We start from the raw sequence: 16,337 nt of genomic DNA, 5'->3' as shown, positions 1-16,337 counted from the left end.
GTTCGGGGCGACACCTATCGCGCCCAGCCCGTCCGGGAGCGCCACCATGGCTAAACATAAATCAGATTTGCTGGTGGATATTGTGGCCGTCGGGGTGCTGGTGCTTGTGTTCCTGATCGCCTGCTGGTGTGTGGCGGTTGTTCTGGCTACTGCCATTAGCTACCTCGTGCTGACTCAGCCAACGATCCAGTTCTCAACCTCCCAATTGCTCGGCGCGCTGCTGTGCATTGCTCTAGCCATTTGGGGCGCCTGGCGTCTGGTTCGCTCCCGCAATAAGGAGCCACAAAATGACTGATCAATTTGATCGCGCCAGCGATATCGAACAGGCGCAGCGAAGTGCAGCCATTGCCGCCGCCCGAAAACCAGTACCGAGAGCAACGCCTGCGCCATCCGGTAACTGCCCATGGTGCGACGATCCCGCGCCAGTCGGCTCCACGTTTTGCGGTGCGGAATGTGCCAAAGACTGGCAAGACAACTACGCCCCCCGCCAGCGGGCGGCCCAGATAACGGGTCAGCAGATCAGGAATTAAGCATGTACGAGAAAATAACGATTGGCCGCGCCACGCTATATCACGGCGACGCTTTGGAAGTGCTCGCCGATCTGCCTGCCGGCGCCATCGCAGATCTGGTGCTGGACCCGCCCTACAGTAGTGGCGGCCAGTTCCGGAGTGACCGTACCGCAAGCACAAGCAGCAAATATCAATCGAGCACCGCCCGCGGCATCTATCCCGAATTCAGCGGAGACAACCGGGATCAACGTGGCTACGCCTATTGGTGCTCGCTCTGGCTATCTGAAAGCCAGCGCGTTTGTGCGCCAGGTGGCCTCATGGTGATGTTTACCGACTGGCGCCAATTGCCCTTAACCACCGATATCGTTCAGGCCGGTGGCTGGGTCTGGCGTGGAGTTGGGGTGTGGGACAAAACCGAAGGTTGCCGACCCCAGCCAGGACGTTATCGAGCCCAAGCTGAGTTTTTTGTGTGGTCCACCAATGGCCCGCGTGAATTAGCTGGCGATGCTGCACCAGGCGTAATGCGTTACTCGGCAGGCAGCGAACCCAAATTTCACATTGCCGGCAAGCCGGTACGCCTTTATGCCGATATCCTGCCCCCCTGTGGCGACGTTATTGGCGACTGGTTTATGGGTTCTGGTTCTGCTGGAGTGGCGGCAGTCCAATCTGGAAGGGAATATATCGGCATCGAAAAAGACCGGCATGCGTTTGATATTGCTTGCCAACGCATCGAACAAGCCCAAGCTCAAGGCGGCTTGTTTGAAGAATCAGCGAAATCCTAACCTGCGGTGCGCCATGACCATCGATACTCAGCTACTTGATAAGCTCGACACTTTGATTGCAGTAACCAAGGCAGTCGCCATTCCGCTGGAAACCCGCTGGCTAGACGCCGACGGCGTTGGTACGGTGCTCGGATTTGCGCGTCGGCAGGTTTTGGAAAACATCGCCTGCCGGCCAGATTTTCCGCAGCCGTTGCGTATCGGTGGAACCGGTCACCCGCGCTGGCAGGCCAGTGAAGTCTTGCAATGGGCCAGCGATCACAGAAAACACCAGATCAGCTATCACTATCCTTCCGGTTCAATAGATAAATCAGAAGTTGTGGCGAGGCGAAAGGCCGGGCGCCCGCGCAAATCTACTTAGTGCTCATCTTGTTGATAATCGCTTTAAGTTCATCGATTTCACGTGGCTCACTCACGCCTTTGTGCAGCATTGCATGGCAGTTGGGGCAAACAGGCCGCAGGTCTTGAACCGGGTCAACTTTGTATGTTTTACCAATCGACGCTAGGGATTTGACGTGGTGAACGTGGATGAAACCCTTGCCAATCTCCCCGTAGGTCTTCATAAAGTCCAGCCCGCAGACTTGGCAAACCGCACCATAGTGTTTGATCGCGGCCTTACGCGCTGCCGGGTCTCGTTCATAGCGGTTTACAACAACTTGTTTTCCGGCACCTTCAAAATAGCTCTGACTGTCGTCGATCGAAGCTGTAGTAACGGCAATTTCATCCGGGTAGTCACTCGGTTTTTGTTTTGGGAAAACTTGAAAACCGTTGCTGCGGAGAATTTGAAAACAGCGGGTTTCCTCGCCGCCACCAAAATCGGACGGCCTGAGCTGGAACCCCAGAATTGCGGCGGCGCCAATGCCTACCACTGCTTTCGGCGGGTATGCCTTTCCGTTGGAGAAAACGTCATAGCTCGTAGATGGACCAAACAGGTGGGGCACGCCTTGATCGAGGTCGCGCATAGCCCCTGCCAGGTGCTCTGCAGTAATGCCGTCCGGTATGGGAGTAAATCGCTCCTGGGCTAATGCCCCCGGCTCATGTGCCGACTTACCAAAAACCACCGACTCCCACTGAGCGTCGGTTAGTTCAGCGTAAAGCAGCACTCGCTTAGTATTGTTGCCCGACTTCTTGGTTGGTTTGGCTTTGAACTGCGCCATTGCATTACCTAGAGCCAGCCGCAGGTTCGTGGGCTCCTGATTCTGCAATGAAATTGCCACCTCTCCTTCCACTTTCAAGGCACGGCGGTCAAGTGCGGGCCACAGTTCCCTCGCATTACTTGATGCCAGATAAGCCCGCAATTTGATAACACCCAAGTTCTTCATTCGCGAGAGAACTAGCTCCAGTCCCTGCGCATATTCAGGATTTCTGGGCGGTCTTGTGTCGCCAGATTTGCCGCCACCAGACTCAAATGCCAAACCACGAATGCCATCTTCTTCAACTAGGGAGACCCGGGAATCAATAAGATTTCCATCATCGCCAACCACAAGAAACAATCCAGCCATGGACCCACCAGTTAGGAAATTCAGTCGAGTTTAGCGGCCAGCTCGGTCGCTGTAGCGTTGTAGTAGATCATCAAACTTTTAAGATCACGATGACCGACCATTCTCGCAAGTTCCAGAACACTCAGTTTCTTTGCGAGTTGGGTGATCGCTTCATGCCTCGAATCATGAAAATGAAGATCACTGATCCTGGCCTGGTTACGCGCCTTTCGCCACAGCGTATCAGCGGAAGCAAGCTTCAAATTAAACGTGGTGTCGTGATGCCTTGGCAAGAGGGCCAACAACTCGATGGCCCGCCGTGATAACGGAACTTGGCGTGAATCGCCATTTTTGGTCTTAGGCAGCAAAATGTAGCGTTCCGTCAGGAAAATGTGTTCCGGTCGAATCGCACAAATTTCGCCGATTCGCATCGCCGTTTCCTGAGCAAATAAAAATGCAACGGCAATCCGTTGTGTCACCGACTTTACCGGCTCCTCTTCAACAAACGATAACGCCAGTAGCATACGGCGTGTTTCTTCCTCGCTGACCCGTCTGAATCGAGGTGGGGGCTTTTTCGGCTTCCTCACATCTTGCATCGGTCTGTGGTCCATCCACCCCCATTCAGTTCTCGCTCGTTCCATTACACACCGCAAAAGTGTCATTTCCCGAATCACAGTGGCATCACTTACGAACTCGCTCCTCAGGTCGCGATAAGCTGCCATATCTGCGGCAGTCAGCTCAGTCATGGGTGTATTTCGGCAAGCAAGCCAGGACATCAGTGGGGGTTTACGCTCCTTGCGTATCGCATTAAGACGGGTAATTTCCCATTTCCCGTTAAGCTTTTTGGCACTGACTTCGGTAATGTAGCGGCCAATCGCCTCGTCAAGAGTATACTTTTCAACTGCCGGGCCTTTACCGATCCCGGCAAGAATTTCTGCCTCACGAGCAACCGCCCAAGCAGAAGCCTGCGCTTTAGTATCAAAAGTGCGAGAGTCACGAACTCCCTGGCGCGAAACCTCCGCGCGCCATCCGTTACTGCGTTTGCGAAATGTTGGCATTCGTGGCGTAAAAATGGCGTAACCGATGCCGGGATTTTACGAGGAAAAGCGGGGATCGCTGGGTAGCTGGATTGCGTAGTGTTACGATTAATCAAGATTTTTGGCGGTTTGCGTGCAATTACGGGAAATTACGGATAGGTTAGCGTTTCCTGCCGGCGGCACCATGAATTTAGCAGCAAGATCAAAGGGTTACGTTTTCGGACGTAACCCTTTTTTCGTTCCCGGCTGAAGTCTTATTAGAAGCTTTTCCAAGCTGAATTCAAAAAAATAACCCCTCCGGCGAGCTTTGCGACCCAGCGTCATTGCCCGTGCCCGGCAACGTCTGACGCGAACAGTATTCCCATCCCCCAAGCGCAAGCATTGTCTCCAATCGCGTTCACACACCTCTGGCCAGCTCACGAACGCCTGCAGATCATCCAGTCCCCGCAATTCAGATGCGCATTCGACCCTGCTCGGCCAAATACCCCTACTTAGAATCGCCGCAGTGAACACTGTGGCGGCCACGCCAAAATCACGCCGATGGATGGCGGTATATCAGCGGTTCATCTATATACATACAGATAACCATAGCCCGCGACCCTGAATACGCGGCACGATGAATTGACCCAAGGGGCAACATTTGGATTCTGTGATTTGCCGGCTTAATCGTTATAGATTGGCAAAATTGGCACTCTGCGCAGTGGTCATGTCCATGCTTCTTTGTGACGTGGCCCAAGCTGATCCACTGCGTCCATACCGGGTAGAGGGCGCCAATCTGCAACGCACGGCCAATGCAGTAGTTGGCTTGATCGGCTACGCGGTGGTGCCGGATGTCACCACCAGCTCGTTGTCGATCAACAACGCCAGCTCCGGTAACCCGGGCCTGTGGTCTACCCAGTTGGGCGGTGGCGCAACAATCAGCGACTCGACGCCGCTATATCTGGAAGGACTGGCGGCGTATATGCGCTACGACCCCACTTTTCTTGCCACCAACGGTGTAGATGAACGCAAGCTGCCGCTGCGCTGGAATACCGGTGATGTCAGCGGCGGCATTGGTTGGGACTTCCCCATCACGCAGTACATCAAAATCCGCCCTATTCTCAATATCGCGCTGGGCAAGGTGGTGAGTGATCTTTCCGCCGGAGAATGGCTGATTAACCACAAGACAGATCGGGACATCAGTTTTGTAGATGGCGGCACCTTGAATGCTTATGGCCTGGGTGGCTCACTGATGCTGGTGTATGAGGATTTCAAACCCGAGCGCGAACAGGAAATCGAGCTGCGTTATTCCAATATCGCACTGGAAAGCTTTGGTGGCTCGGATGATGCGGTGAAAGGGCATGCTGACGCGCAAAGTCTGGGCGTATGGGCCCGCTACCGCGCCCCGACCGGCATGACCGCGCTGGACCGTCCGGTGCGCTATGTGCTGGAGTTTGCCCATACCCAATACCTGGGCCAATTGCGCGGCGCGTTGGGATTCGACTATCTCACCTCGTTGGGCGTGGGGATGGAGCTGGATTCGAGCAAGTACGACATTATTGTCACGCGCACCCGGCTAGTGGCGCGCTATGTGTTTGGCAATAATGTCTCCGGGGTATCCCTCGGTTTGGCGATGAGTTTTTAGCCCAAACAGCACACTTTCAGAGCGTGGGTGCTATCGGCGTGGTGTTGTTCAACCGCTGCCGCGACGGCACCGTCGAACAAAATGCGTGGTTCCAGCGCCAGAGCGTGGGAGCGCGGACGCAGCGGGTTCTGCGCGCGGGAGGAACCTTGTTTTTCTGACATGTCGAACACTCATTGAAGCGGATGCGCCATGTGGTCGCACACCGTTTGCCGCAGCCTCTGCTGGCTGCTTGTCACCCCATCCCTTTTCGCGACCGCCGTGCCACCGGCTCCACGAAATTACGATCAATATAGAATGTAAAAATTGCGATTGCCGACCATAACTTACAAAAACTGGAAAGCTGTAGACGACTGTACTTAGTCCTCACAAAACACCGTCCCACCTTAACCTCAGCAAAATAATCCATAAATTCGTTGCTTTTCTGCAGCTTAGCAAAAATTGACCACTTGCAAGTACGCGCTCTTTGCGCGTGCAAGCCTGGCCAAAACCACATAGCCGGTATCACGAATCAGCCGATTACATTTTGCGAAAACCTCGCTCCCCCTGCGACATTTTGCCAATTAAATTACAAGTTCGTAATTAAGGTGCTAGAACATAGGGGGTATCAGCCAGCCATCATTTATGCGGGCCCGAACATGAATAACACCGCCATCGGTGCCCCTTGGTTGCCCGCACAAACTGCATGCAGAAAACCCCGCTGACTGCGGAGTTTAAACTTCACCTAAGTACGTTCAAACACGCTGGAGAAAACACATGACGTGGAAACTAAAGCTAATGTGTGCATTGCTCGCCCCGGCGGCGATGCATGCATGGGCGGAGGATGCAACACCTGCAGCGGCCGACGCATCCGCACCGGCTGCGGTAGTCAACCCGCGCGTGGTCGACAAACTGACCCAGATGGGCAACTACTTGCGTAGCCTGCCCAGATTTGAAGTAGACGCTACCATTACCCATGACACCGTGCTGGAAACCGGCCAGAAATTGCAAATGCAGGCCACGACCAAACTGCAGGTGGATGGTCGTACCAAAATGTACGCGGCCGTGGAAAGCGATACACAAAGCCGGCGCTTCTTTTACAACGGCAGCAAATTGACCCAGTACTCGCCAAACCTGAAGTACTACACCACGGTGAATGCGCCCGGCAAGATTTCCGATGCCATACACGACCTTGAAGATCACTACGGCATTCAGATCCCGCTGGAGGATCTGTTCCTGTTTGGCACCGATAAATCGCAGGCTAGTGCCCTGACCAGCGCACTGTATGTCGGCCCGTCCCAAATCAACGGCAAGATGTGCGACCACTTGGCATTCCGCCAGGAAGGCATGGACTGGCAGTTGTGGGTCACCCGATCGGAAAAACCGCTGCCATGCAAGCTGGTGATCACCACGCTAACTGATGATGCCCATCCGGAATACAGCGCGGTCTACACGTGGAACGTCAAGCCGGTCATCAAGTCATCCAGCTTTACCTTCGTGCCAGGCAAAGGTGATGTGTCCATTCCACTAACCAAGGCAAGCGAATAAGGGGCCAATGATGAAATCCAGAACACATGTCGCATTGCTGTCCCTTATCACTGCAGCCCTGATGACACTGGGCTTGGCGGATGCCGCCAATGCCGGACCCGGCGCCAGGGGAGCGGCCCGCACTTCGGTTAATAAACCCGCTGGGGGCGGCGCCCACAACAACGGCAATGGTGGTAACAGAGTGGCCAACGGTAACAACGTGGGCAACAAAACCAATATCAACAACAGCCACAACAACGTGAACGTCAACAACAACCGCGACGTCAACGTGAACGTCGAAAACAATGGTCGCGGTGGTTATGGCTATGACAATAACTATCATCCTATTGCCACGGCAGCGGCCATTACTGCAACCGTGGCCGTGGTCGGCGCCATTCTGACCCCGGCACAAATGCCGACCAGCGGCTGCGTCCAGGTCATGCATGGCAACACGGCTTATATGCAATGCGGCAGCACCTGGTACCAGCCGCAATATCAGGGCAGCAATGTCACCTACGTTGTGGTGAACGCGCCTTAAACAGTACGCAGCTGCCGCACTTGTGCAAGCTGGAGTATGACAAGGCCCCATATGTATTTTGGGGCCTTGTCTTTTCATTTGGCCAACAGGGAGGGCACTCATGCTCAAGCGCTTTCTGGCAATCATGATCAGCGGTGTGTTGTTTGCGCTGCCTCTGGGCGTGCTGCTTTATGTCTTTGCCAGATTCATAGGCACACTCAAAAAGCTGGAAGCACCTCTGGCCGACAAAATCGGCATTCAGCACTTTCTGGGCGAATTCACGCTGACCGTGCTGGCCATTTCCGCTCTCGTTTTACTGTGCTTTGCCTTGGGTTTATTGTTGCAACGGGCTACCGTACTGCGCCTGATGGGAGACTCGGTCGAGGGCGTGGCGGTGCGTGTCATGCCGTCACTGAGCTTTCTCAAATCGATGGCCGACGAGCAATTTGACGTGCATGACGCCGACGCCTGGCAAGGCGGGCTGCTGGAAAAAAGTGACGGTCAATGGCTAGCCGCGTTTCTGGTGGAGGAAACCATTCACTGGCAGACCTTCTTCATCCCCAAAGCACCCAAGGGCGACTCCGGCGATATCCTGGTAGTACGCAAAGGCAGCTTGCCATTTCACGTCACCGATCTGGTCACCGTGCGCACCAATTTGCGGGTGTTTGGCCGAGGGTTAGCTGAAACGCTTGAAGAACTGCATCCCCAATAACCAGACTCGGGGTTCGCCAGCATCTGCTATCCCCCTCACCCACTTGGGACAGCTTCGGCACTTATCAAGGAGATAACGGTTTCATACTGGAGGGAGCATCTGCGGGTGCTGGCCTCATCGCAATTGAACACAGAAAGACGCTGCGGGCAAAGTCAGGCGCTATTGGAAAATCCTGAAATTGCAGGTAAATCAGGCTGATACGCATTGGCCAGTTGCTGGCTTTGCGTACTACGCTGCGCGATTTGTTGCTCTGCTTTCTGCTCCATGGCTTGGGCCTGCGCGGCAACCGAAATATCCTGCGTCGACGGCTGCGCCGGCGCCAGCGCGGCAGCCTGGATAATGCGCGCCTTGCGCACGGTTTCTTCCGGAGTGCGCCCTTCGCTCACATCAATCTGCACATCGCCACCATTGGCGTACTGCTTGCCGTCCGGCCCCGTAGTCAGTTGATAGTTAGGCCCCGCAATCGTCAACCCGCCAGCAGCAGCCAGATGCGCCTGCTCATGTGCTCGCGTGGCCTTGTCAATTTTCTGAAGCTGGTCCACCTGTTGTTGCTGAGCGTTGTCCAGAGTTTGCCCACTGGCACTACGCGGCGTGTTTGCATTGCTACCGTTATCACCATTCACCGGTGCAGCCGAACCCGACTGCGCATACATACGCAACAGATTCCCGGCAACAGGGCTGGATACGGTCAGCATCACAAACCCCCATGATCACAAGCTTCTGTATTTTAGGTAATTTCCCGGCGATAGCGCTTCGTGGAACGCTGCTTTGGCGATACTCGGCAGGTTTTAATAGCCCATGCGAATATTGAATCCACTTACGCCAGAAGTTGGAGAGCCCAACGATACAAGCGCAATGCCTTCCCAAACAGGCAAACAAGCAGCGTCAGATTTAGCTCGCAGGACCCCGGTCGCCACGGATGGCCGCCACTTCAAGATACAGTGAGCCCCACTTTTCTCACTTCGCTCCTTTTGAACCAAGCAAACAGCATGCCACTTGCTCTGCCTCATCCCGCCACATGTAGTCATTTTTCCATAAGTACACATGCGGTTGATTTTTGTCATGACATTGCGTGTTACGCGTAGCCGCTCACGTCTGTTTCCCCCTAGCATACCGGCAAATATTTCTGATATATCAGACGCATATTGTGCTTACTTTGATACACGCCCCACACATTGATTGGCGGGTATTGGGTATATCGGCCCGGAAATAACCTTTGCTTATCAGATGCATAACCTGGTTGATACGCTACCTTGGCGAATCCACGGAAGGAACAGCAAAGCCGGGCTTCAGTTAAATTTATGGGGGGAGCTGCAATGAATCAAACCAGAAAAACACTGCAGGCTGCGGCTATCGCTGCATTATTTGCATCAACACTGAGCGCTTGTGGCGATGGCACCAATGCCGACCCGGTCGGCGCGCCATCAACAGCCGCATCGCCCAAGGCACCAGCAACGCCAAGCGTAACACCGACGCCAACTCCGGTTGCAACGCCGACGCCGACGCCGACTCCAACACCCACTCCCACTCCTACCCCAACGTCGACACCAACTCCGACCCCGACTACAACCCCCACACCTACGGGCACTCCAACCCAGATCGCGGGCTCGTGCGGTGTCATGATTGATGTGGCGACGTTGAACACCTCGTTTGGAGGAGCCACAGGCACCATGGTTACGCCATTGGCCTCACTTGGCAATACAATGGGTGGCACTGCAAACGCCAGTGCCTACCTTGCGGGTCTGGCAACCACCGGGGACGCCGCCATCTTTGAAAGTTACCCCGGCACGCCAAACGGCCCGGGATCAGGCTCGATGGTTGCAGCGACAGGCTCACAATTCATCTGCGCCAGCCAAAATGGCAATGGCACAACTACTGGTGCCAGTTCCACTGTGAAATACACCTCTGATCTAGCGTCAGGCAGCAGTCTCGTGGGCAATATTCAGTTATCCAAAACGTTCACCGGCTCGGCTACCGGCGGCGGTTTTGTCACCTTCAACCTTCCTAAACTTAGTCAGTTCAGCTTTGAATTCTATCGGGCAGGTAGTAATGGCTATCAGCTCGACTACAGCACTAACGGCACGACTTGGACCAATATTGTAACCACGTCGCCGAGCCGAGCAGCTTGCACGGGTAACGTCTGCGATGAAACCAACCTCATCCCCACCCCAATCACTCAGCCGCTCATTCTGCGTCTGCAGAACATCAATACCGGGGGCACCATGGTTATTCAGGGGCTAATGATCAAACCTTAACTTCATCGTCCTTATGACGCCGCGGGCTATATCTGCGCGGCGTCATCATGCTCCCACAAAAATTCGGCTGGCGTTCTGCCAAGTCGTGCAAGGACCGCACATGAACTACTCCAAACCCAATGCGGGCAGTTGCGCGCTCGCTTCACTGTTCCTGACTATCTCGCTAGCCGGCTGCGGAGGTGGCTCAGACTCTGGGAGCGCCCAGGCAAACAGCTCAACAACGCCTCCTGCTGATAATTCGGCAGCAACCCCTACACCAACTCCGAACCCCATACCTACCCCAACCCCAACACCAAGCCCTACTCCCGTGCCTGCACCGTCCATTGGTTCCTGGCCACTCAGCGCACAAAATGACGCTGCAGTAGCGGGCAAAGAACCCACCCTACCTACCGCTGTTTGTGCAACGGTAAATGCCAGCCTCACCAGAAACGCCAAAGGCCTGCTGGACAATTCAATTGATGCTACTCCAGCAAATTCGCAACCAGATGCGTCGCGAATTCAGAGTGCGCTCAACTCCTGTGCGAATGGCCAGGCGGTCAAACTGGTTACGGGGGCGAATGGCGAAAATGCCTTCTTGTCGGGCCCGCTCACGCTCAAAGCAGGCGTCACACTATGGATTGATAGCGGTATCACCCTGTTCGCATCGCGTAGCCCGGTTGACTATCAGATCGCCGGCAAAAACACCTGTGGTGCGACATCCGCTAGTGATAATGGCTGCAGCCCGCTTATCAGCATCACACCCAACAATAGCGGCGTAGTTGGTGACGGGACAATTGATGGCCGTGGTGGCGCGGTGATGACTAGCGGCACTTATGCAAATACGCTGACCTGGTGGGATGTTGGTGCACTGACCAAAACCATGAGCAATGCCAATCAAAACAATCCACGCCTGATCCAGGTGAATGGCGGCAGCAATTTTGTCTTGTACCGTACCACCTTGCAAAATGCCCCCAAATTTCATGTGGTAACCACGGGGACGAATGGCGCGACAATTTGGGCCAGCAAAATACTTACTCCTTCGCTGGAATACTCCGTTGCTGGCTACAACTGCGCGGCGGGAACTGCTCCCGTTGTTTCTGGCTCGCCCAACCTTACACGTGCAAGCACTTGCTTCACGCCCGATACCACAAAAAATACAGACGGAATCGATCCGGGCCAGTCGCAAAACGTATTGATCGCTTTCAACCATATCAGTACCGGCGATGACGGCATTGCAATCAAGTCGCATACCTCGCCTGCGACCAGCAATATCCAGATTCTGCACAACCGCATGTATTACACCCACGGCATGTCGATTGGCAGCGAAACAGATTCCGGCCTGAGCAATGTCACCATTCGCGATATGACCGTGGATGGTTTCGATATCAGTTCTACCAGCGGCTTCCGGATCAAAACAGATGATAGTCGCGGTGGTGAGGTCAAGAATGTGGTCGTTGATGGCTTATGTACGCGGCGTGTTACACAGCCACTTTTAATTGATAGCTACTATGGCAACGCACAGGGCTCCACCAACGCGCTGGTGCCAAACATCCACGACATTACGATCCGCAATGTGCGCAACCTGGATGTAAGTGGCTCGCGTTATGCAGGGGCAGGTAACGCCAGCATCGGCTTTAGAGGCTATCAGTACACTTCACCAACCTCTCCCCTCAAGAACATCACGCTTGATAACGTTGTTTTTGATTCGATGCCTGGCTGGGGTAGCCCCGCTAGCGGATTCCCTGCTTTGGCTTCGAACGCGGGTCTGACAATGGGGCCTGGACCAGTATCCTTTGCTAGTTTGCTGCATGCCGCAGGGGGCCAGAACGGGTTCACCCTAACCGATGCGCGCACCGGAACGACGACTGCGCCGTATGACTGCAGCACCGCATTTGTCAATTTCCCCGCGACCAATGCGCCTATGACAGTTCAGTAATTCGCCGGGGCCACCGTGGCTGATTTCAGGATGGATCAGTCACGGCAAGGAAAAAATCGGCGCATTCAATGACCATCCCCCCACTGAATAAAACCCAAGAATGGATAACATTCGGTCGGCAATGGCTCTCAAATGCCTGACTCAGTAACGATGACGTAACAGCACCTCGCCCGCTACATACCCGTACTTTAATCTCAAGGGTAACTTCCCTGCGGTTACAACCCGATCAATACCAACTCAATCTATACCCGTTGCCTGGCCAAAACGCCAATCAGCACAGGCTGCGCGACGATTTTATCGCTGGGGTCCGGCATTATCGGCTGCCAGGCGAAGAACATTATTTTCAAGAATGACTTCGTTCTTGGCTCGATCGCCACTTACAGTCCGGCCCCGTCCGCTCCGCTCATTCATCACCGGATCACTGGTGACGGGAAACCCGCTATCCTGGTAGAGCGCGCCGCGCTTGTCGTAATCAATTCCAAGTACGCTATACCTACACATCGCGCCCGAGCTGAGTGGCTCTTTGCTTGCGCCGTTTACCGCTTCCAATCACCCTTATGGGATTATGGCTGTAAACAGCACCTTCAGAACTGACGATAACGCTGCAATACCTGCCAGCCCGGTATTCCTTGGCCACCCTTATCCACAAAATGCCTATGACCGTTAGCGGGGCATCCGTCTCCGTCAACTGAACACTGAGTGGCTCCCGATCTTTGTGTTAGCAACCCGCAAACGCTGGTGCGCAACAGCCCGCTTGGTGCTCATATATCCAGCCGGTCGGGAGCCCACCTGACCCATAGTCAAACTGGCCCAATGGTGTTGGCTCCATCTACCTGGCCATTGACCCACGCATGCCCTGCTGTTCTACAACAACTGAGCGTCAGGCTGTTCCGTTCAAAGAGGCTATCTCCGATGGCCTCTTTTTTTTCCTCGTTCCCCCCCTCTATGCCCACTAACGACTACTAATTCATTCACATTTCCGAGATCGCCAAGTGTCTGATTCCAGGTCGTTGTAGTTACATTAAAAGAAACTACAAAACTGTTGCAAATTCATAAAGATAGCGCACATAATACTGATATATCAGATTGGATCAATAATGAAACCGGAATCGAAGTGATAATGTTTCCGCATACCCAAACAGAAGAGTTGTAGCAGTTAGCAAGCAAGCAGTTTGGACTTATCCACCTTTAGCTGCATGCATAGCATTTACAGTATGCCTTTGCTTTCCTATTTTAATTTCGGTTGAAATAATTCTTCCAAATTTCTGTTCCATATAAATAAACCATCGGCGATATTTTTCATGAGTTTGCAGCCTTAAATCCTTTTTATTTATGCAGGATGGATCATGCTTTCTACTGTCCAAGTCCAATCCATAAAAGCCAAGCCGGTGCAACGCACCTGTACCAATTGTAATGTCCGGGATATTTGCCTGCCTGCAGACATGGCGCAACAAAATTTGCCGCTGATGAGCCAATTCATCACGCGCACTATTCATGTCAAACGCGGTACGAGAATTTTCTCGGCAGGACAAACATTGCATTCGCTTTACGCAGTGCGGCTGGGGGTTTTTAAAACCAGGATGATGAATGAGCATCACCGGGAACAAGTAACCGGCTTTTATATGGCAGGTGCGTTGATCGGAGCGGATGCGCTGGCGTCAGGCCGCCACACTTATGACGCCATTGCGCTTGAGGATGGTGAAGTCTGCGAGCTTTCCTATGCCCGTATCGATGCGCAAACTCAAAGTTCTCCAGCCTTTCAAGCCTATTTGTACCGACTGATGGCGCACGAAATCAACCGATTGCACCACGCCACTTTGTTGTTGCGTGATACTGCCGCGGTACAGCGTGTTGTCGCCTTTCTGTTTAATTTGTCTGACGAGTTCGCGCTACGAGGCTATTCACATAAAAGTTTCTTGCTGCGTATGACGCGAAACGAAATGGCCAGCTATCTTGGCTTGTCAATTGAAACCGTGAGCCGAATTTTGTCTCGCTTGCAAAGCATGAAATTAATACAAATGCAAAATCGCCTGATTGAGCTACTGGACATTCCTGAGCTGAAGAAAACAATGAAAGGTGATGACTGTCAGGAAAATTGATTTTCTGTTTTCATTTGCAAATGAATAAAGAATAGATCATGCAGCCAATCATGCAGCCAATCAAGAAAATACTGATTTTCCTCAAGCGCGAGTGGCACCTGCAATTATGGCTGTTCTCGCGCAATTTTGGCACCAGCCAGGAACAGCGTCACTGGCGAGCCTTTAATAAAATTAATCACCAATGGCGTGAATCAAGATAGCATAATCTGTTACCGCCGGATTGGCACTGGCGAGGACCGCACTGAAATGCAGTCCTCGCCTGTCTGTGTCGCATCTTCTTTGAAAGGCAATGCCAAGCTAAAGTCTGAATTGCGCCACCGATCGCCGCAATTGTGCAGCAAGTAACTCCAGCTCCCGCACGTTCTGGTTGGCGATCTGCACAGAAGACGTAGAGCCTTCCACCATTTGGGCAATTCGTTCAACATTCCCCGCCACACTGTTACTGGCCAGGCTCTGTTCCGCAGCGGCATTGGCTACGTCGCGCACCCGCTCAAGGTTGGCGTTGGCGCCGTGATTGATTTCACGCAATGCAGTGGCAGCAGACCCGGCCATCTCCACACTCCCTCTCACCCTGGGGGTTACCGCTTGCATGCTGCTGACCACTTCTCCGGTGTCCGTGCGAATAGCTTGCACCATATTGGCGATCTGATTGGTTGCTTGCGTAGTTCGCTCCGCCAGTTTACGTACTTCATCGGCAACCACAGCAAAACCCCGGCCTTGTTCGCCAGCCCGGGCGGCTTCAATCGCAGCGTTCAGGGCCAGCAGGTTGGTCTGATCGGCAATTTCCTTGATCTCGCCGGACACCCCGCCAATTTCGCGGGAGCGTTCTACCAGCCCGCTGATCAAATCCGACGCCTCGCCGACCTCGCTTAATAGCCCCTGTATCTCGGCAGCAACCCGATTTACCAGGACCTCACCATCCTGCGCCAATGCAGCTGCGCGCGCAGAGTCCTTTTCTGTTTCCCTGGCACTGCCCGAAATCTGGTCAATACTCACTGACATTTCTTCAATGGCCGCAGCGGTGGAAGATGTCGCGTCAGAGGACTGGCGGGAAGAAGTGTGGATCTGCTCCATCTGCCGGGTCAGACTGACCGATGCTTGTGCCAGTTCCTGAGCGCCATGCTGGATGCCATGAATCATTTCCCGCAGGCTTTTTTGCATGCCCGCAATTGCCCCCAGCAAGCTCCCGTCACCATTACGCAGTTTGACCTGCCAGGTCAGATCGCCGCTGGCGATGGCTTGTGCAACCTCCGCCGCGTAATCCGGCTCGCCGCCAAGGCGCCGGTAGATGTTTCGTGACATCACGATGGCCAAGGCTGACACTACGATCAGTGCGGCAAAGCCAATTAACAAAAAGTGCCAAGCCAGAGTCCAGTACGCTTGGTCAATGTCGTCGACAAAAACACCAAAACCTACCAACCAGTCCCAGCCATCAATACGGGTCACGCCGTTGATTTTTGGCACTTCAACGTCAGTGCCAGGCCGCTTGGTCATGTCGTCAAAATAACCAAAGTCCTTATCCTGCAGCTCAACTACATAGTTCTCAAAGTTGGTCCGGCCATTGGCCAGACGTGCACCAAAATCCACTTTGCCTATTACAGCCGGGTTAGGATGAACCAGGCCCAACGCGCCCTTTGTCCGCGCCCAGAGATAGTTTTTGCCATCGCGCAGGCCAGATAACGCTTCGATTGCTTTAGCTTGAGCTTCCTGGCGCGTGAGCTTGCCGCTCTTCTCCTGATCCTGGTAAAACGCCACCTGATGGCGCGCCAGGTTAAGTACCGCGTGAATCTCCTCTCGCCGATCTGCCAGCATGGTGGCATGCAAGGTATGCAGGGCGAAGATGGCCACTATGATCAAGCCAATTACAGCACTTGCGACAATCAAACCCAGCCGCGTTGATAACTTCATG

At 53.8% G+C, this 16,337-nt stretch carries 17 protein-coding genes; 12 read left to right on the top strand and 5 right to left on the bottom strand.

Translation table 11 applies throughout. The annotated features are described in order from the left end of the window. The first annotated feature begins 46 nt into the window (after nucleotides 1-46). From P4L78_RS16250 to P4L78_RS16235, 4 genes are read left to right on the top strand one after another with little or no spacing between them, the layout of a single operon-like run. Nucleotides 47-295, top strand: coding sequence for a hypothetical protein (locus tag P4L78_RS16250; RefSeq protein WP_309328955.1), 249 nt, complete (start codon nucleotides 47-49; stop codon nucleotides 293-295). Continuing rightward, nucleotides 288-530, top strand: coding sequence for a hypothetical protein (locus P4L78_RS16245; RefSeq protein ID WP_309328952.1), 243 nt, complete (start codon nucleotides 288-290; stop codon nucleotides 528-530). The genes P4L78_RS16250 and P4L78_RS16245 overlap by 8 nt, the downstream gene beginning before the upstream one ends. Nucleotides 531-532: 2 nt before the next feature. After that, nucleotides 533-1,291: a DNA methyltransferase gene (locus P4L78_RS16240; RefSeq protein ID WP_309328949.1), complete on the top strand. Its 759-nt coding sequence runs from the start codon at nucleotides 533-535 to the stop codon at nucleotides 1,289-1,291. A gap of 13 nt (nucleotides 1,292-1,304) precedes the next feature. Then, a complete protein-coding gene (locus P4L78_RS16235; protein ID WP_309328946.1) occupies nucleotides 1,305-1,649 on the top strand; it encodes a hypothetical protein in 345 nt (114 codons plus the stop codon). Here P4L78_RS16235 and P4L78_RS16230 read toward each other — a convergent pair. Together P4L78_RS16230 and P4L78_RS16225 are read right to left on the bottom strand one after the other, a co-directional pair. Beyond that, nucleotides 1,642-2,790, bottom strand: a complete 1,149-nt coding sequence (locus tag P4L78_RS16230) for an HNH endonuclease (RefSeq protein WP_309328943.1) — start codon at nucleotides 2,788-2,790, stop codon at nucleotides 1,642-1,644. The genes P4L78_RS16235 and P4L78_RS16230 overlap by 8 nt on opposite strands. A gap of 20 nt (nucleotides 2,791-2,810) precedes the next feature. Next, entirely contained in the window at nucleotides 2,811-3,824 is a 1,014-nt protein-coding gene (locus P4L78_RS16225) for a site-specific integrase (protein ID WP_309328939.1), read from the bottom strand. Nucleotides 3,825-4,509: 685 nt separating this feature from the next. Here P4L78_RS16225 and P4L78_RS16220 point away from each other — a divergent pair. Next, entirely contained in the window at nucleotides 4,510-5,427 is a 918-nt protein-coding gene (locus P4L78_RS16220) for a hypothetical protein (protein WP_309328936.1), read from the top strand. On the opposite strand, the gene P4L78_RS16215 is transcribed toward P4L78_RS16220, so the two are convergent. Continuing rightward, nucleotides 5,424-5,588, bottom strand: coding sequence for an LEPR-XLL domain-containing protein (locus P4L78_RS16215; protein ID WP_309328935.1), 165 nt, complete (start codon nucleotides 5,586-5,588; stop codon nucleotides 5,424-5,426). The two genes, P4L78_RS16220 and P4L78_RS16215, sit on opposite strands and share 4 nt — an antisense overlap. A 592-nt stretch (nucleotides 5,589-6,180) precedes the next feature. Here P4L78_RS16215 and P4L78_RS16210 point away from each other — a divergent pair. The 3 genes from P4L78_RS16210 to P4L78_RS16200 all read left to right on the top strand — a co-directional run bounded on the left by P4L78_RS16210 (nucleotide 6,181) and on the right by P4L78_RS16200 (nucleotide 8,159). Then, the gene (locus P4L78_RS16210; protein ID WP_309328932.1) at nucleotides 6,181-6,951 is read left to right on the top strand and encodes a DUF2092 domain-containing protein; all 771 of its coding nucleotides are present in this window, start codon (nucleotides 6,181-6,183) and stop codon (nucleotides 6,949-6,951) included. Between the two features lie 61 nt (nucleotides 6,952-7,012). Beyond that, complete coding sequence (locus P4L78_RS16205; RefSeq protein ID WP_283149204.1) at nucleotides 7,013-7,468, top strand: hypothetical protein; 456 nt, start codon at nucleotides 7,013-7,015, stop codon at nucleotides 7,466-7,468. A 100-nt stretch (nucleotides 7,469-7,568) separates the two neighbouring features. Further along, nucleotides 7,569-8,159, top strand: coding sequence for a hypothetical protein (locus P4L78_RS16200; RefSeq protein WP_283149203.1), 591 nt, complete (start codon nucleotides 7,569-7,571; stop codon nucleotides 8,157-8,159). Between the two features lie 152 nt (nucleotides 8,160-8,311). Here P4L78_RS16200 and P4L78_RS16195 read toward each other — a convergent pair whose 3' ends face one another. Further along, the gene (locus tag P4L78_RS16195; RefSeq protein WP_309328929.1) at nucleotides 8,312-8,854 is read right to left on the bottom strand and encodes a putative metalloprotease CJM1_0395 family protein; all 543 of its coding nucleotides are present in this window, start codon (nucleotides 8,852-8,854) and stop codon (nucleotides 8,312-8,314) included. Nucleotides 8,855-9,475: 621 nt separating this feature from the next. On the opposite strand from P4L78_RS16195, the gene P4L78_RS16190 reads away from it, so the two are divergent. The 4 genes from P4L78_RS16190 to P4L78_RS16175 all read left to right on the top strand — a co-directional run bounded on the left by P4L78_RS16190 (nucleotide 9,476) and on the right by P4L78_RS16175 (nucleotide 14,628). Continuing rightward, nucleotides 9,476-10,414 (top strand): hypothetical protein, encoded by a 939-nt coding sequence (locus P4L78_RS16190; RefSeq protein ID WP_309328925.1) that lies wholly within the window; start codon nucleotides 9,476-9,478, stop codon nucleotides 10,412-10,414. A 100-nt stretch (nucleotides 10,415-10,514) separates the two neighbouring features. After that, nucleotides 10,515-12,329: a glycosyl hydrolase family 28 protein gene (locus P4L78_RS16185; RefSeq protein WP_309328921.1), complete on the top strand. Its 1,815-nt coding sequence runs from the start codon at nucleotides 10,515-10,517 to the stop codon at nucleotides 12,327-12,329. Nucleotides 12,330-13,675: 1,346 nt separating this feature from the next. Further along, nucleotides 13,676-14,428, top strand: a complete 753-nt coding sequence (locus tag P4L78_RS16180) for a helix-turn-helix domain-containing protein (RefSeq protein ID WP_283149199.1) — start codon at nucleotides 13,676-13,678, stop codon at nucleotides 14,426-14,428. A 38-nt stretch (nucleotides 14,429-14,466) separates the two neighbouring features. Further along, complete coding sequence (locus P4L78_RS16175; protein ID WP_309328919.1) at nucleotides 14,467-14,628, top strand: hypothetical protein; 162 nt, start codon at nucleotides 14,467-14,469, stop codon at nucleotides 14,626-14,628. Nucleotides 14,629-14,725: 97 nt separating this feature from the next. On the opposite strand, the gene P4L78_RS16170 is transcribed toward P4L78_RS16175, so the two are convergent. Then, nucleotides 14,726-16,336 (bottom strand): methyl-accepting chemotaxis protein, encoded by a 1,611-nt coding sequence (locus P4L78_RS16170; protein WP_309328916.1) that lies wholly within the window; start codon nucleotides 16,334-16,336, stop codon nucleotides 14,726-14,728. Nucleotide 16,337 lies beyond the last annotated feature (1 nt).

Source organism: Silvimonas sp. (assembly GCF_031291215.1).
GTDB classification, from domain to species: domain Bacteria; phylum Pseudomonadota; class Gammaproteobacteria; order Burkholderiales; family Chitinibacteraceae; genus Silvimonas; species Silvimonas soli.
Note: the sequence above shows the minus strand (reverse complement) of the source record. Positions and strands in the feature narration are given on the sequence as shown.

Excerpts from the sequence above, each read along its gene's own strand:
- P4L78_RS16225 (WP_309328939.1), bottom strand. The coding sequence starts at position 3,824 with ATGCCAACATTTCGCAAACGCAGTAACGGATGGCGCGCGGAGGTTTCG.
- P4L78_RS16170 (WP_309328916.1), bottom strand. The coding sequence starts at position 16,336 with ATGAAGTTATCAACGCGGCTGGGTTTGATTGTCGCAAGTGCTGTAATT.
- P4L78_RS16180 (WP_283149199.1), top strand. The coding sequence starts at position 13,676 with ATGCTTTCTACTGTCCAAGTCCAATCCATAAAAGCCAAGCCGGTGCAA.
- P4L78_RS16250 (WP_309328955.1), top strand. The coding sequence starts at position 47 with ATGGCTAAACATAAATCAGATTTGCTGGTGGATATTGTGGCCGTCGGG.
- P4L78_RS16205 (WP_283149204.1), top strand. The coding sequence starts at position 7,013 with ATGACACTGGGCTTGGCGGATGCCGCCAATGCCGGACCCGGCGCCAGG.
- P4L78_RS16245 (WP_309328952.1), top strand. The coding sequence starts at position 288 with ATGACTGATCAATTTGATCGCGCCAGCGATATCGAACAGGCGCAGCGA.
- P4L78_RS16175 (WP_309328919.1), top strand. The coding sequence starts at position 14,467 with ATGCAGCCAATCATGCAGCCAATCAAGAAAATACTGATTTTCCTCAAG.
- P4L78_RS16220 (WP_309328936.1), top strand. The coding sequence starts at position 4,510 with ATGTCCATGCTTCTTTGTGACGTGGCCCAAGCTGATCCACTGCGTCCA.
- P4L78_RS16215 (WP_309328935.1), bottom strand. The coding sequence starts at position 5,588 with ATGTCAGAAAAACAAGGTTCCTCCCGCGCGCAGAACCCGCTGCGTCCG.
- P4L78_RS16235 (WP_309328946.1), top strand. The coding sequence starts at position 1,305 with ATGACCATCGATACTCAGCTACTTGATAAGCTCGACACTTTGATTGCA.
- P4L78_RS16240 (WP_309328949.1), top strand. The coding sequence starts at position 533 with ATGTACGAGAAAATAACGATTGGCCGCGCCACGCTATATCACGGCGAC.
- P4L78_RS16210 (WP_309328932.1), top strand. The coding sequence starts at position 6,181 with ATGACGTGGAAACTAAAGCTAATGTGTGCATTGCTCGCCCCGGCGGCG.
- P4L78_RS16230 (WP_309328943.1), bottom strand. The coding sequence starts at position 2,790 with ATGGCTGGATTGTTTCTTGTGGTTGGCGATGATGGAAATCTTATTGAT.
- P4L78_RS16190 (WP_309328925.1), top strand. The coding sequence starts at position 9,476 with ATGAATCAAACCAGAAAAACACTGCAGGCTGCGGCTATCGCTGCATTA.
- P4L78_RS16200 (WP_283149203.1), top strand. The coding sequence starts at position 7,569 with ATGCTCAAGCGCTTTCTGGCAATCATGATCAGCGGTGTGTTGTTTGCG.
- P4L78_RS16195 (WP_309328929.1), bottom strand. The coding sequence starts at position 8,854 with ATGCTGACCGTATCCAGCCCTGTTGCCGGGAATCTGTTGCGTATGTAT.
- P4L78_RS16185 (WP_309328921.1), top strand. The coding sequence starts at position 10,515 with ATGAACTACTCCAAACCCAATGCGGGCAGTTGCGCGCTCGCTTCACTG.